The organism is Corynebacterium matruchotii (assembly GCF_011612265.2).
Taxonomy (GTDB): Bacteria; Actinomycetota; Actinomycetes; order Mycobacteriales; family Mycobacteriaceae; genus Corynebacterium; species Corynebacterium matruchotii.
In genome coordinates, this window is record NZ_CP050134.2 from 563,490 (window position 1) to 579,038 (window position 15,549).

Sequence of the window (15,549 nt, forward strand, 5' to 3'; positions counted from 1 at the left end):
TTGGGCAAATTAGTTTGTCCTGGCTTTGTTATGCCATGAAAAATATTACCGACTATTCAGGAGATTTCCTCGTGACCGATCACAGCATCAACGTGGGACTACGTGCGGGTTCCGACCGCCTAGTGGCCCGATTTGCCCAGGAGCCTTTCGCGTTGGTATTTTCCGGCCAAGGTTTCGACTGGTTAACCACATTAAAAACCGCGGTTAACCAAGGTGCCAGCCGCACCGTCGCACCACTAGTAGAACAAGCGAACGAACTCATCGCACCCGTAGTTGACCAGATCGCTGGCACCCGGACCGTTGGCTTCGACCCTATCGGGTGGGCCAGCAGCACCAAAGAAATCTCCTTCGACGCCACCCAGGCCGCAATAAGCGTCCCCGGCATCTTCGTCTCCCAACTGGCGGTGCTCGACGTGCTGGAATCCCAAGGCCTCGACGTCGACGCTGCCGTCACCTCCCTGGGGCATTCCCAGGGCATACTGGGGGTTTTCGCCTGCCAAGACCTCACCCGCGCGGCCGAAGTGCTCGCCATCGCCCAGCTTGTTGGCGCCGCTGTCACCCGCCAGGCCCGCGTGACCGGGCTGGTCGCCCAGGGCGACGCCGGCCCCATGGTCGCCATCGGAAATATCACCCGGGAGCAGCTGCAACAGGCCATCGACACGGCCTGCGGCGACCTCGATGAAAGCATTCGACCCACCATCGGGCTCCGCAACGCCCGCACCACCTATGTGCTGGTCGGTCGTCCCGAAGACAACCGTAAGATCCTCGACCTGCTTCGCCACCAGGCTGCCAAGGATGCCAAAGCCGTAGAAAACAAACTCCGCGGCGGCGCCCCCTTCAACCCAAACATTGCCCCCCTGGACGTGCAGGTAGGATTCCACCACCCCGCCATGATCCCCGCCGTGGACCAAGTAGTGCTGTGGGCCACCGAGGCCGGACTAAACCAGGAACTGGCCCGGGAAGTTGCCACCAAGGTCATGGTCACGCCCGTTGACTGGGTCGAACAAGTGCGCGACGCCGTGGCCGCCGGTGCCCGCTGGCTTCTCGACGTCGGCCCCGATACCGGTGTGACCTTCCTCACCGAAGAAATCCTTGCCGGCTCCGGGGCCGCCACCCTGCCCGTGGCCAACCCCGACGGTCAGGCCCTGCTTTTCGACGCTGACCAGGCCCCGGAACTGCCGCGACCCTACAGTGACTACGCCCCCACCCTTGCCGACAGCCCCCGCGGCCCCCGCCTGGTGACCAAATTCACCGAACTGACCGGCCGTACCCCCATGATGCTGGCCGGCATGACCCCCACCACCGTCGACCCCGAAATCGTGGCCGCGGCGGCAAACGCCGGCCACTGGGCCGAACTCGCCGGCGGCGGGCAGGTCACCCCCGAACTCCTCGAAGCCAATATCGAAAAACTCACCGGGCTGCTCGACGAGGGCGTCAACGCGGAATTCAACTCCATGTTCCTCGACCCCTACCTGTGGAAGATGCAGATCGGTGGGAAACGCCTCGTGCCGAAGGCCCGAGACAACGGTGCCCCCATCGACGGCATCGTCATCAGCGCCGGCATGCCCGACCACGACGACGCCATCACCCTCATCCGGGAACTCCGCGACGGCGGCTTCCCATGGATCGCCTTCAAACCCGGCGCGGTCCGGCAAGTCGCCAAGGTGCTGTCCGTGGCCAAGGACGTGCCCGACATTCCCATCATCATGCAGGTGGAGGGCGGTAAGGCCGGCGGACACCACTCGTGGGCGGACCTCGACGAGCTGCTGATCGCCACCTATGAGTCGATCCGGTCCTGCGCCAATGTGGTGCTGTGCGTGGGCGGCGGCATCGGCACCCCGCAGCAGGCCGCCCACTATCTCACCGGCGACTGGTCGCTGAAGTATGACCTGCCGGCGATGCCGGTCGATGGCATTCTCATCGGTACTGCCGCCATGGCCACCCGGGAGGCCAAGACCTCCCCGTCGGTGAAGCGACTACTGGTAGAGACCAAGGGGATCAGTGGTTGGGTTGGTGCCGGGCATGCCGACGGCGGCATGGCTTCCGGCCGGTCCCAGCTGGGTGCGGACATTCACGAGATCGATAACTCGTTTGCCCGGGCCGGCCGGCTCCTTGATGAGGTGGCCGGTGATGCGGAGGCCGTGGCTGCGCGCCGGGAGGAGATCATTGCGGCCATCGCAAAGACCGCCAAGCCCTACTTCGGCGATGTCGAACAGATGAGCTACCTGGAGTGGCTGGGGCGGTATGTGGAGCTTTCCGGTCCGTATCGGGGGAAGTGGACGGATCCGTCGTGGTTTGAGCGGTTTGTGCAGATGGTGCGCCGGGCCGAGGCGCGGCTGGTGGATCAGGATCATGGTGAGTTTGTGCCGTCGGTGGCGCCCACGGTGTCGATGACGGATGACCCGGCGGCTGTTGTGGCTCGGCTGGGTAAGTTGTATCCGCGGGCAACGGATTTGGTGCATCCGTCGGATGCTGCCTGGTTCTTGGAGTTGGCGAAAACTCCGGGGAAGCCGGTGAATTTTGTGCCGGTGATTGATCAGGATGTGCGTCGTTGGTGGCGGTCGGATTCGTTGTGGCAGTCGCAGGATGAGCGGTATGACGCGGATCAGGTGGCGATTATTCCTGGTATTTCCGCGGTTGCGGGGATTACGCGGGTTAATGAGCCGGTCGAGGAGTTGTTGGCCCGGTTTAATGATGCTGCGATCGATCTTTTGTTCGAGCGTGGGGTGGAGTTGGCGGAGGCCTTCCCGGATCCGGTGCCGATGGTGTTGGCGGCGAGCGGCACGTATTGGGCGGGCCGGCATCAACCGTCGGTGATTGCCCGGCTGGGTGATGTGGATGCGTGGGAGCTGCGGGAGGATCCCGAGGAGTACACGTCGGCGTATCATCCGCCGACCGGGGCGACGTTGGTGGCCAGCAATGGGGAGCAGTCGGTGTTGACCGTGCCCTTGGCTGGTTCCACGGCGTTTGGTACCACGGCGAATCTTGCTATCCGGTTTACTACACCGATTATGGCGCCGCGGAATGTGGTGCCGCAGGTGATTGATCGGGATGCTGAGTCCGCCATGCGGGATTTGACGCGGATCGCGGCGGGCGGCAGCCTGGGGGTTGAGCATGATGGGGTGGTGACGTGGGAGACCACGTTGGATGCGAACGATATTGCAGATTATAAGAATGTGACCGCGGGGTATCTGCCGAAGGCGATTCTGCCGGCCGGTACCGCGCCGGATGTGTTGGTGGGTCGGGCGTGGCCGGCGATTTTCGCGGCGGTGCAGGCGGCTAAGATTCCGGGGTCGCGTGGCGATTCCGTGGTGGAGGGCATGCTGTCGTTGGTGCATTTGGAGCATCACATTACGCTTGTCGACGACCTGCCGGACCCGGCTGCTGGGGAGGTCGTGGATCTGTCGGTGACTGCTCGCCCGGAGGAGGTTGTGGACACGGAGATCGGCCGGATTGTGGTGATTCGGGCGGAGATTTCGGCTGATGGTCGGCCGTTGGCGAAGTTGACGGAGCGCATGGCGATTCGGGGTCGGCGGGGGAATTCGACTGCTCGTACGAATACGTCGGTGTTGCCCACCCATGAGCCGGCGCCCCGGTCGTTCCGGGCGTATGCGAAGGTCACGGCGCCTGAGTCTATGCACCCGTTTGCGGTGGTTTCGGGGGACCGGAACCCCATTCACGTGTCGAACACTGCTGCGAAGCTGGCTGGTTTGCCGGGTGTGATTGTGCATGGCATGTGGACGTCTGCTGTTGCGGAGTTGGTGGCGGCCGGCGGCTATTCGGATGAGACCGTGACTACCGTGCCGAATCGGGTGGCGGAGTACACGGCCACCATGTTGGCCCCGATTCTGCCAGGCTCCGAGGTGGAGTTTGTGGTGGAGCGCACCGGCATTGATACCCGGCCGGGCCGGGGCGAGGTGCGGGAGGTGACCGCAACGGTGGACGGTCAGGTGGTGCTGGTTGCTACTGCAACGTTGGCGGCGCCGGACATGTTCTATGCGTTCCCCGGTCAGGGGATTCAGTCCCAGGGCATGGGTATGGAGGCCCGGTCGAAGTCGCCGGCGGCGAAGGATGTGTGGGCGCGGGCGGATCGGCACACCCGGAATAAGCTGGGCTTTTCCGTGCTGGAGATTGTGCAGAATAACCCCCAGGAGGTGGTGGTTCGGGGCGAGAAGTTCACGCACCCGAAGGGTGTGCTGTTTTTGACCCAGTTCACCCAGGTGGCCATGGCCTGCCTGGGGGTGGCGCAGGTCGCCCAGATGCGGGAGGCCCATGCGTTGAATCAGCGGGCGTATTTCGCCGGCCATTCCGTGGGCGAGTACAACGCGTTGGCCGCCTACGCTGCGGTGCTGTCGCTCGAAAATGTGATCGAGATCGTGTATCAGCGTGGTTTGACGATGCACCGGCTGGTGGAGCGAGACGAGCACGGCGTTTCCAACTATGGGTTGGCCGCTTTGCGACCCCACAAGATGGGGTTGAACGCCGATAACGTGTTCGATTACGTGCAGTCGATTTCGGCGGAATCCGGCGAGTTCTTAGAGATTGTGAACTATAACCTGGCCGGCATGCAGTACGCGGTGGCCGGCACGATGAAGGGTCTGAAGGCGTTACAGGCCGACTGTGAGGCCAAGGCTCCTGGCCTGCGGGCGTTCATTCTGATTCCGGGCATTGATGTGCCGTTCCATTCCTCGCACCTGTTGGGTGGTGTGGATAATTTCCGTGAGCATCTTGACGATCTGCTGCCGGCGGAGGTGGATTTGGACATTCTGGTGGGTCGCTACATCCCGAACCTGGTGGCCCGACCGTTCGAACTCACCCGCGATTTCGTGCAGGCCATGTTGGATGTGGTCGATGCGCCCATTCTGCGCAAGGTGCTCAAGAACTTCGATGAGGAGCTGCGCCGGCCGGCCCGGTTGGCCCGCACCTTGTTGGTGGAGTTGTTGGCTTGGCAGTTTGCCTCCCCGGTGCGGTGGATTGAAACCCAGGATTTGCTGTTGCGACCCAAGGCCGACGGCGGCCTGGGTGTGCACTGGTTCGTGGAGGTGGGCGTGGGGTCCGCCCCAACCCTGGCCAATATGATGGCGCAAACCGCGGCCCTGCCGCAGTATCGGGGCACCGACCTGGAGATTCTCAACGTGGAGCGGGAAGCCGGCATTGTGTTCGCCACCGACGAGTTCCACCGCGAGGTGCCCGCTGTAGCCGGTTCGGATGCGGATCGGGATGTCGAGGCTGATGCTCCCGCCACTGAGGTGCCCGCGCCGGTGTTGGCGAAGGTGACGGAGCCGGAGCTGGCCCCGGCCGCCCCGGCCGTTGGGGTGCCGGCCGATATCGAGTTCAGCCCCTCGGACGCGACCGCTATGCTCATCGCCTTGTGGACCAAGGTACGGCCCGACCAAATGGCCGCTACCGATTCGATCGAAACTTTGGTCGAAGGTGTGTCGTCGCGTCGGAACCAGCTGCTGCTGGACCTGGGTGTGGAGTTCGGCTTGGGCGCCATTGATGGTGCCGCCGATGCGGAACTCGCCGACCTGTATAAGACCGTCACCCGCATGGCCAAGGGCTACACCGCCTTCGGTCCGGTCCTGTCCGATGCTGTGGGGGATGCGCTGCGCCGCCTGACCGGCCCAACCGGGAAACGCCCCAACTATGTGGCCGAACGCGTCACCGGAACCTGGGGTCTGGGCCAGGGCTGGGCGGACCATGTGGTGGCCGCCGTGGTCATGGGCGCCCGGGAGGGCGCGTCCCTGCGTGGCGGGGACCTGGCCACCCTGGCCCCGGCCAACCCCGGCACTGTCGCTGATTTGGACCAGCTCATTGATGCCGCCGTGCAGGCGGTTGCCGCGGACCGTGGGGTGGCCGTCGCCAAGCCGGGTGCCGGCGGTTCCGGTGGGGGAGTGGTAGACTCCGCCGCCCTTGGGGAATTCGCCGAACAGGTCACCGGCAAGGCCGGTGTGCTGGCCCAAACCGCCCGCACTATCCTTTCGAACCTGGGGTTGGCGGAGCCGGCCACCGTGGTTGACCTGGACGATGCCGACGCGGATGCCGCCCTGTACGAGCTGGTGGCCCGGGAACTGGGGTCCGACTGGCCCCGGCAGGTGGCGCCCAGCTTCGACGCGCGTAAAACCGTGCTGCTGGACGACCGGTGGGCCTCCGCCCGCGAAGACGTGTCCCGGGTGGCCCTCGGGGAACTGGATGCCGCCGACCTGGACCTCACCGGTGCCGGCGAGGCGGTGGCCCGGCAGGCCGAATACTTCGGCCTGGACGATCTGGCCGCCCAGGCGCGGGACCTGCGGCCACTGGAGTTTGCCGACGATATCGCGGTCGTGACCGGCGCCTCCCCGAACTCGATCGCGGCGAGCGTCGTCAAGCAGCTGCTGCGGGGCGGGGCAACGGTGGTGGTCACCACATCGTCGCTGAGCCACGCGCGGTTGGGCTTCTACAAGCAACTCTATGCGGAATCCGCGCGCGGCCAGGCGGCCCTGTGGGTCGTGCCCGCCAACCTGTCCAGCTACGCCGATCTCGATAATGTGATCGAATGGATCGGTTCGGAGCAGACCGCCACGGTGAACGGGGCGACGAAACTCATCAAGCCCGCCCTGAAACCCACCCTGCTGTTCCCCTTCGCCGCCCCCAGCGTCTCCGGGACCCTCGTCGACGCTGGTGCACCCGCGGAAATGCAAATGCGGCTGCTCCTGTGGTCCGTGGAACGGCTCATCGCCGGCCTGTCCGCCATCGGCACCAGCACCCACGTGGGCGCCCGCCTGCACGTGGTCCTGCCCGGCTCCCCCAACCGGGGCCGGTTCGGCGGGGACGGCGCCTACGGGGAATCCAAGGCGTCCCTGGATGCGCTCGTCAACCGGTGGAACGCCGAAACCACGTGGAAACCGAACACCTCTTTGGTGCACATGCTCATCGGCTGGGTGCGGGGCACCGGCCTCATGGGCGGCAACGATCCCCTGGTTGAAGCCGTGGAGAAGGCCGGGGTCACCACCTACTCCACCGATGAAATCGCCGAACTGTTGATCGAACAAATCAGCGAGGATGTGCGTCGTAAAGCTGCGGAACACCCCGTCGTGGTGGACGCCACCGGCGGCCTGGGCAAGAGCGACATCAACCTGTCCGAACTCGCCCGGCAAGCCAAGGCGCAGCAGCCCACCACCGGGGGCGACGCCGACCAGCCGGACACTATCCCCGCCCTCCCCACCCCCTACCGGCCCATTGCGGAAACCACCCCCGACTTCACCGGGCAAGTCACCCAAGATCTCGACGACATGGTCGTCATTGTCGGCGTGGGCGAGGTTGGGCCGCTGGGCTCCGACCGCACCCGCTTCGACGTGGAACTCACCGGCGACCTCACCGCCGCCGGCGTGATCGAACTCGCCTGGACCATGGGGCTCATCCACTGGGACACCGACAGCTGGTACACCCGCGACGACGAACCCATCGATGAGGCCGACATTTACGACCGCTATCACGACGATGTGCTCGCCCGCGTGGGGGTGCGCCGCTACCACGACGACTTCGGCATGGTGGGCAACCTGGCGCCGGAGCTCACCACCATCTACCTGGACCAAGACCTGTCCTTCAACGTTGCCGACAAGGCCACGGCCAAAACCTACGTGGACTCCGAACCGGACACCACCACCGCCAGCTTCGACGAAGAAGCAGGGGAGTGGATCGTCACTCGCAAGGCCGGCTCCGCGGTGCGCGTCCCCCGGCGCATGGCCATGTCCCGCTTCGTCGGCGGCCAAATCCCCGAAGGCTTCGACCCCGCCGTGTACGGCATCCCCGCCGACATGATCGACAACCTCGACCGGGTCGCCATCTGGAACCTCGTGGCCACCGTCGAAGCCTTCCTCAACTCCGGCTTCAGCCCCGCGGAACTGCTCCGTGCCGTGCACCCCGCACGGGTGTCCTCCACCCAAGGTACCGGCCTGGGCGGCATGGAATCCATGCGCTCCCTCTACATTGATGGCCTGCTGGCGGAGCCGCGGCAAAACGACATTCTGCAAGAAGCCCTGCCCAACGTCATGGCGGCCCACGTCATGCAATCCTACGTGGGCGGCTACGGCCAAATGATCCACCCGGTCGCCGCCTGCGCCACCGCCGCGGTGTCCGTGGAAGAAGGCGTGGACAAGATCAAACTGGGCAAGTCCGACTTCGTGGTGGCCGGCGGCTACGACGACCTGTCCATCGAAGGCATCACCGGCTTCGGCGACATGGCGGCCACCGCCGATTCGAACGAAATGGCGGCCAAGGGCATCGACGAACGCTACTTCAGCCGGGCCAACGACCGGCGCCGGGGTGGCTTCGTGGAGTCCGCCGGCGGTGGCACGGTGCTGCTGGCCCGGGGGTCCGTGGCCGCCGACCTGGGCCTGCCGGTGCTGGGCGTGATCGGGTTCGCCGAATCCTTCGCTGATGGCGTGCACACCTCCATCCCCGCACCAGGGTTGGGTGCGCTGGGTGCGGGCCGGGGCGGCACGGAATCTCGGCTGCGGAAACAACTCGCCCAGGTGGGTGTTGGTGTGGATGACATCGCGGTGATTTCGAAGCACGACACGTCCACCACGGCGAACGACCCGAACGAGTCCGACCTGCACGAGCGGCTGGCCGCCGCCATCGGCCGGACCCCGGGCAACCCGCTGTATGTGGTGTCGCAAAAAACCCTGACCGGCCACGCGAAGGGCGGTGCCGCCGCCTTCCAAATGATCGGTTTGACGCAGGTGCTGCGGTCCGGCCAGGTGCCGGCGAACCGGGCATTGGACTGCGTGGACCCGGTGCTGGCCGACTACGAATACCTGGTGTGGCTGCGCAAGCCCCTGGATTTGACGTCCCGGCCGCCGAAGGCAGGCATCGTAACCTCCCTCGGGTTCGGCCATGTGTCCGCCCTGGTGGCGATCGTGCACCCGGCGGCATTCGTGGCGGCGGTGCGGGCCCAGCGCGGTGCGGCCGCCGCAGCCAAGTGGGCGGACCAGGCCCACACCCGGCAGCAGGCCGGCACCCGCCGACTCCTGGACGCCATGTATGGTGGCCTGCCGCTCTACGAACGCCCGCAGGACCGGAACCTGGGCGGCACCACCGGCGCCCCGGCGAAGGAACGCGAGGCTGCCGTGCTGTTGAGCGATAAGGCCCGGCTCGTGGATGGGGTGCTGACCATCATCGACGACTAGGCTAGGGCCATTCGTGCGCGGCCGCACCCCTGGAAGCAGCAGAGGGTGCGGCCGCGCATCGCGTTACGACGCCCCAACGGGCGCGAAGAATGACACAATGAACCCATGAGTATCGGCATCGACATCGTGCACATCCCCAAATTCGCGGAACAGCTCGACATCCCCGGCAGCAGATTCGAACAAGTCTTCACCCCCCTGGAGCTGCGGGTTGCCGCCACCAAACCAACCAGGTCCCGCCGGATGGAGCATCTTGCCGGCCGGTGGGCGGCCAAAGAAGCCTTCATCAAAGCGTGGGGCCAGGAATCCTACGGCAAACCACCCCTCATAGGCGAAGACCAGGTTGACTGGTCGGAAATCCAAGTCACCCCGGATAGGTGGGGGCGCACCATCATCACCCTAAGCGGGGCCATCGCGCAACAATGCGGCCACACCAACATCCAGGTGAGCATCAGCCACGACGGTGACTACGCCACCGCCATCTGCACCCTCCCCACGGGAAACCAACCCGGCTAGCTGGTTGCCACCGCAAACAGGTAGGCGATGAGCATCCGCTTAATCTCATCCACCGTGGCATGAAACATATGATCCGTCATGTGCTCATCATGCACGGAATAATTCAACAACGACACCATGGTGTGCACCAGCAGCCCCGCAATGGTCAACCGCTCATTCCGGCTCGCATTCGGCGCCAATGGCCGCAACACCTCCGCTAACAACGCCAACACCGGCTGCTCCGTGGCCGCTGCCGTCGCCCGGGTCGCCGGGGTAGACTGCACCGCATGCCACACCGCCCGCCGGGACGGATCCGCCCGCCACATGTCGGCCAAATGGTCGATCAACTCATCAAGAATATCCGGCCATTGCAGGGCCGGAACCTGGTCGGCAAACCTCTGTAACTCCGCCACCGTGTCGGCGGTGTCCTCCCGATCCAACTCGCAAATCAGCACATACTTATTGGCAAAAAACTGGTACAACGTGCCAATAGGCACCTCGGCCCGCTTCGCCACCTCGTCGAACGTAAACGACTCAAACCCCATATCAACAAGCACGCTTCGGGCGGCTGCGAGTATGCGGGAATACTTCGCCCGGGATCGTTGCTGCGCCGGCCGCCGGCGAGGTTGAAGAATCTTCTCCGCCGCATTCAGATCCAAGTCATCACCGCCCATCACCAGACTAGTTAAAACCAAGCTCCCTTAATACCCGCGCCACATGGCCAGTGGCACGCACGTTATATAGCGCCTTTTCAATCATGCCATCAGCCCCCACCACAAAAGTGGACCGGATAACACCCTGCACTACTTTACCGTAATTCTTTTTCTCCCCAAATGCGCCATACGACCGCATCACCGCCTTGTCGACGTCGGAAAGCAATGGGAACGTCAACCCATGATCCTTCCGAAATTTCGCAAGCCGTTCCGGCGAGTCCGGCGAAATCCCCACCACCGCAACCCCCGCACCATTCAACTGTGCCAACGAATCCCGAAAATCACACGCCTCCTTTGTGCAGCCGGGAGTGTTCGCCTTGGGATAAAAATAAACGATCACCCGCTCACCTGCATAATCAGCCAATGACGTGGTCTCACCCGCATCATTCGGGAGGCTAAACGCCGGGGCAACAGCGCCAGGTTTCAGACGCATATTTTCACTCATGCGCCTAACTCTACCTGTTTGTCCACATTTCCTGAGTTTTTGGCTAAGGTGTAGGAGAAAGAAATACACAAATGACCAACAGGGAGTTTTTCCGTGGCACGCAATATTAATGATATTCAGCGCGATATCGACCGCAATCGCCGCAATCTGGCCCAAACGCTAGACGAAATTATCGATCGCGCCAAGCCCACCAACGTCGCCGGAGACGTCAAAACAGTGATGGTCGCCAAGCTACAAGACCCAGAAATCCAAAAAATTGTAGCGGGCGTGGGCGCCGTCGTGGTTGGCCTCGTGGTATTGACCATGGCGCGCTCGGCGAAGCGTCGTAAAGAGCTCAAAGAACTCCGCCAACTACTTGTCGCCCGCGATAGTTAACCCTTCCGTTACGCCAACTGGGCCCCAGCGCCCACCATTTCTTGCAGCGCGGCCTCACCGGTCTCGTCGGCCACAGCCGCCACCAAATCGGTGAGCACCCGCACCTCAAAACCCTCACGCAGCGCATCCAAAACCGTGGCCCGCACACAATAATCCGTGGCAATCCCCACCACATCAATGATGTCCACATCATGCGCCCGCAACCAGTCGGCTAACCCAACACCATCATTGGTTGCCCCCTCGAAACCCGAATATGCGGCCGAATGCTGCCCCTTGAAAAACGCTGCGGTCACCGGCACATCCGCCAACGCCGAATGCAACTCGGCGCCGGGCGACCCCGCAACACAATGCACCGGCCACGAATCCCGAAAATCCGGATCGGCATTAAAATGCGCACCCGGATCAATATGCCAATCCTGGGTCGTCACCACCACCGGATAATCCTTCGCCTTCACCCATTCGGCAATGCCCTCAGCCACCGCCGTTCCGCCGGCAACCCCCAAGGCGCCGCCGGGACAAAAATCATTCTGAACATCAACAATTACTAATGCACGCATGAGCTCCAGCATAGTGGAGGATAACAATCACCGATTAGGGGCATGAGGAGTTCCTGGCATCCCATAAGGTGCACGTCGTCGGCCCACGCGCCGGGTGAGAACGGTGCGTGACCTTTGCGGTTAGGGTGACGACGATGCCGCGTTTTTGTTCGGCACTTGTCCGATAGGGAAGGGGGAAGTAGCAGTCGGTTATCCCACCCCCATTATGTCTGAGCAGTGCTGTGGGATAAACCCCTGTATATTGCCAGAAACGGGGGTGAAAATATATAATGGCAAAAAGAAACCCCGCTGGCCACATGACCTAACGGGGGTAAAAATCAATTTGTGCGCCATCAGGGACTCGAACCCCGAACTCACTGATTAAGAGTCAGTTGCTCTACCAATTGAGCTAATGGCGCTTGCTGCACTACCTGGAAGTTTTAACCTCCGGGGCAACGAAGAAAACAATAACAGCACTTTCGAATTTTTGCAAAACCGGCCGAATATTGCCTGCTCATAATCCATTTCCCAATGGGGTTGGACGGGGGTCTCATGGTAAGTTCGGAATAGGTTTGTGGCGAGTTTATGGCCGAAAGAGAAAGAGAACGGGGCTAGCGGGGTTAGCCTGCGTCCGCCAAGGTGACGCATCATAGGGTTTTGTGTCCGAGGGCGATGCTAAGGTGGAGCCTGTGGTCAGAATATATGGGGGTGGATTCCTCTCTCAGACAGACCCCCGTGGGGGAGTCTGAAAAAATCCCCGTTTACCTGTGCCGTTGTTGTGGACGTGTCCGCTTCCGGTTACGATCTGGCAACAGTTCCTTAATAAATCGCGTTATGGCTAGAATTTGGGTTTAGAATATGACGCACAAACCGAACTGATTTTTAGTCGGTTCGGCTTTAGTCACTAGAAGGCAGGAAATCTGAAGAAAATGAAGGTCTCGCGCAGGTCTGCGAAGAAGACGATTGTGGCGTTTCTGTGCAGCTCAGCTTTATTGCTGGGTGCATGCACAGTTGAGCAGGGGTCGGCCACCGATGTGGGCGACAAGTCTAGCGCGGCAAAAGCCTCGGAAGCTCCGAAGGTCAATGCCCCTAAGGCTAGTGTGAAAGACGGCGCGACTGGCGTTTCTCCACGGGATACCGTTGAGGTAAAATCGCAGGACAAAGGTTTAAAAAAGGTCTCTATGACCAATGAGGATGGCAATGAGGTCAAAGGCAAGCTTTCCGACGACAAAATGTCCTGGTCTACCGCGGAGGAATTAGGTTTTAACCGTAATTACACCATTACTGCTGAAGATAAGAATGGCAAAAAGAGCACGACAAAGTTCTCCACCATTGAGGCGAATAATTTAGCGGAAAACTCTCTCTCCCCCCTAGATGGGTCCACTGTTGGGGTGGCCCAAACCATCGGGGTGCGGTTTGATTCCATCGTCCGTGACCGCAAGGCTGTGGAGAAGGCCATTAAGATCGAAACCGAGCCCAAGGTTGAGGGTGCGTTCTATTGGATTTCCAACCAGGAAGTTCGGTGGCGCCCAGAAAAATTCTGGGAACCCGGCACCAAAGTGAAGGTTGATGCCGATCTTTATGGTGTCAAAATTGGTGATAGCTCATATGCGTCTAACGGCAATAAAGCCTCGTTTACCATTGGTAATAAGGTGGAAGCCGTCGTGGATGACAACACCAAGATGATGACCGTGTACGAGGATGGTAAGGAAGTGAAATCCATGCCGGTGTCGTTGGGTTCGCCAGCATGGCCGACCCCGAAGGGCATTTACATGATTGGTGATTCTTACCCATCAATCGTGATGGACTCCACCTCTTACGGTCTGTCTCTGGAAAACGGTGGTTACCGCACCCCGGTGCAGTATGCTACCCAAATGTCGTACTCCGGCATTTTCGTGCACGCCGCCCCTTGGTCGGTGTGGGCACAGGGCAACACCAACACCTCACATGGTTGCGTGAACGTCAGCGAAGAAAACGCAGCATGGTTCCAAAACTTTGTGAAGCGCGGTGACATTGTTAACGTGAAGAACACTGCTGGGGAACAACTAAGCGTGTATGACGGTTTGGGTGACTGGAACTTGGACTGGGCAACCTGGAAGAAGGGTAACGCCAACGAGGCTCCTTAAAGCAAATCGTTCATGACGTGAGCCACAATCTTGCTCATAAAAACACGGCGCCATCATCAGGTGGCGCCGTTTCCTTATTCCCCAGCCCACAGCAAAATAGCATATCTGCAGCTAGGGGGTAATGGGGGCGACTGGCGGCCTGGCTTCGTGCCACGACGCTACTATGGGGAGAAAAGTGAGGTGTGGAACATGAGCAAGGACACAACGCCGAAAATTTCTAGAGAAACCGTACCGCAATATTTTTCTCGCGGGTGGATCTGCGTCAGTCGCGGCTGGGATAGCATTGCTATCGAAAAATTTTTGCCCATCCCCGATAGGGTGATGCCCCATAGTGGTGGGGCGGCCGATGTGCTATATCGGCGCGACCGCGTCAAAGAAATCGAAGATTCATTCGAATTCAAGGTTGATACTTGGCGACGCCGGGGGCTGCACCGCGACGGCGAAACCCTCACCCACATCTTGCAGCAATTCTATGTCGACCCCAACTTTATCGGCCTGTCCAAAGTCGGATTACTTCGCGCCGCCCTCTGGCATTATGTGGAACGCGAATACCCCGACGAAAGCCCCGAAATCCAAAAATACCAGGTTGGCCTGCTCGGCGACTGCCCTGCCGACACCAAAGAACGCCTCATGGTGAACTACCTCCGCCACATGGGCACCAACTACGAGCAGCTGGTCAGCGCCACCGAAGGGCGTCGGGATTTCTACGTGTTCATCCTCTGGCAGGCGCTCAATCGGATTGCCGAGGAATACCCCTACCTGCAAAAAGAGTGCCGCAGGCAATTAGCATTAAAGCGCAATGAAACCGGCGACTTCAACCCGCCGCGCGGCCACGCCCCCTACGTGACCCGTGCTCACAAACACCGGTTGGCGCGGCGGGCCGATCGCAAATGGCGGCGAAAATACCAACACCTGTGACAGATGCTACAGCGGTAACTCCACCCCGGTGTATTCCTTCAGTCCATGCAGCACCTCATCTTGAAACGCCGGATCCAACGTTGCCGAGTGCGGATTTTGCACCTGTTTATGGAACCAATAACCCCCGGTCCGCGGCATAATATCCGACTCCGGGGCGGTGGCCAACCAGGTTTGGGTGCGATAGCTCAAATCCAGGTCGTCGGTGGCCGATGGGCCACCCATGCGGGTCGGTACCCAGCCGGGATGCACGCTATGCACCATGACATCTGGCCAATGCCGAGCAAGCCCCATCATCAGTGCAGTCACAAACAATTTCGAATTCGAGTAGTCGATAACACCGGTCGCAAATGCGTTCGGTAGGGCCTCCGGCGACCCATTCACATGCATGACGCTGCTCACCGTTACGATCCGCTTTGGTCGCGTCATCAAGGCCGATAGCACATAGGGGGCGACCACATTCACCGCAAAGGTTTTCTGCTCGTTGTCCGAACCGGCATTATGAATCACCGCATCGAACGCGCCGTATTCGTTAGCGGAGGCCGCCACCGTCTCCACACCGGTGACATTATCGAGGTCGCCGTACACCACACCCCGTACCTTATCGACAATCTCGGTGACCTCACCGGTGAGCCGCTCCGGGTTGCGGGCGTGAATCACTACATCGTGACCATCGTCGATAAGCTCACGGGCGGTCAACAGCCCCACGCCACTTGCTGCACCAGTAACAAAAACCAGGGACATAGTAATCACACTTTCATCTCTCGTTCGGATGTG

The 15,549-nt window shown here is 61.4% G+C and carries 9 protein-coding genes and 1 tRNA gene; 5 read left to right on the forward strand and 5 right to left on the reverse strand.

Annotated elements, in window-relative coordinates:
• Window positions 1-71 precede the first annotated feature (71 nt).
• The gene (locus tag HBA49_RS02525; RefSeq protein ID WP_040432089.1) at window positions 72-9,170 is read left to right on the forward strand and encodes a type I polyketide synthase; all 9,099 of its coding nucleotides are present in this window, start codon (window positions 72-74) and stop codon (window positions 9,168-9,170) included.
• Between the two features lie 105 nt (window positions 9,171-9,275).
• Window positions 9,276-9,683, forward strand: coding sequence for a holo-ACP synthase AcpS (gene acpS, locus HBA49_RS02530; RefSeq protein WP_005525746.1), 408 nt, complete (start codon window positions 9,276-9,278; stop codon window positions 9,681-9,683).
• On the opposite strand, the gene HBA49_RS02535 is transcribed toward acpS, so the two are convergent.
• Window positions 9,680-10,336 carry a TetR/AcrR family transcriptional regulator gene (locus HBA49_RS02535; RefSeq protein ID WP_005521393.1) on the reverse strand — a complete coding sequence of 219 codons (657 nt, stop codon included), beginning with the start codon at window positions 10,334-10,336 and terminating at the stop codon, window positions 9,680-9,682. The genes acpS and HBA49_RS02535 overlap by 4 nt on opposite strands.
• 7 nt (window positions 10,337-10,343) lie before the next feature.
• Entirely contained in the window at window positions 10,344-10,820 is a 477-nt protein-coding gene (gene bcp / locus HBA49_RS02540) for a thioredoxin-dependent thiol peroxidase (protein ID WP_005525913.1), read from the reverse strand.
• Window positions 10,821-10,913: 93 nt separating this feature from the next.
• On the opposite strand from bcp, the gene HBA49_RS02545 reads away from it, so the two are divergent.
• Window positions 10,914-11,195, forward strand: coding sequence for a DUF3618 domain-containing protein (locus HBA49_RS02545; RefSeq protein ID WP_005526023.1), 282 nt, complete (start codon window positions 10,914-10,916; stop codon window positions 11,193-11,195).
• Between the two features lie 8 nt (window positions 11,196-11,203).
• Here HBA49_RS02545 and HBA49_RS02550 read toward each other — a convergent pair whose 3' ends face one another.
• The gene (locus HBA49_RS02550) at window positions 11,204-11,764 is read right to left on the reverse strand and encodes a nicotinamidase (protein WP_005526099.1); all 561 of its coding nucleotides are present in this window, start codon (window positions 11,762-11,764) and stop codon (window positions 11,204-11,206) included.
• A gap of 313 nt (window positions 11,765-12,077) precedes the next feature.
• Window positions 12,078-12,150, reverse strand: a tRNA-Lys gene (locus tag HBA49_RS02555).
• Between the two features lie 510 nt (window positions 12,151-12,660).
• On the opposite strand from HBA49_RS02555, the gene HBA49_RS02560 reads away from it, so the two are divergent.
• Together HBA49_RS02560 and HBA49_RS02565 are read left to right on the forward strand one after the other, a co-directional pair.
• On the forward strand, window positions 12,661-13,857 hold the full coding sequence (locus tag HBA49_RS02560) for a L,D-transpeptidase (RefSeq protein WP_005521398.1): 1,197 nt from the start codon (window positions 12,661-12,663) through the stop codon (window positions 13,855-13,857).
• A 189-nt stretch (window positions 13,858-14,046) separates the two neighbouring features.
• Window positions 14,047-14,775 (forward strand): hypothetical protein, encoded by a 729-nt coding sequence (locus HBA49_RS02565; protein WP_050773708.1) that lies wholly within the window; start codon window positions 14,047-14,049, stop codon window positions 14,773-14,775.
• 6 nt (window positions 14,776-14,781) lie between these two features.
• On the opposite strand, the gene HBA49_RS02570 is transcribed toward HBA49_RS02565, so the two are convergent.
• Complete coding sequence (locus HBA49_RS02570) at window positions 14,782-15,516, reverse strand: SDR family NAD(P)-dependent oxidoreductase (RefSeq protein WP_005525981.1); 735 nt, start codon at window positions 15,514-15,516, stop codon at window positions 14,782-14,784.
• Window positions 15,517-15,549: the final 33 nt, after the last annotated feature.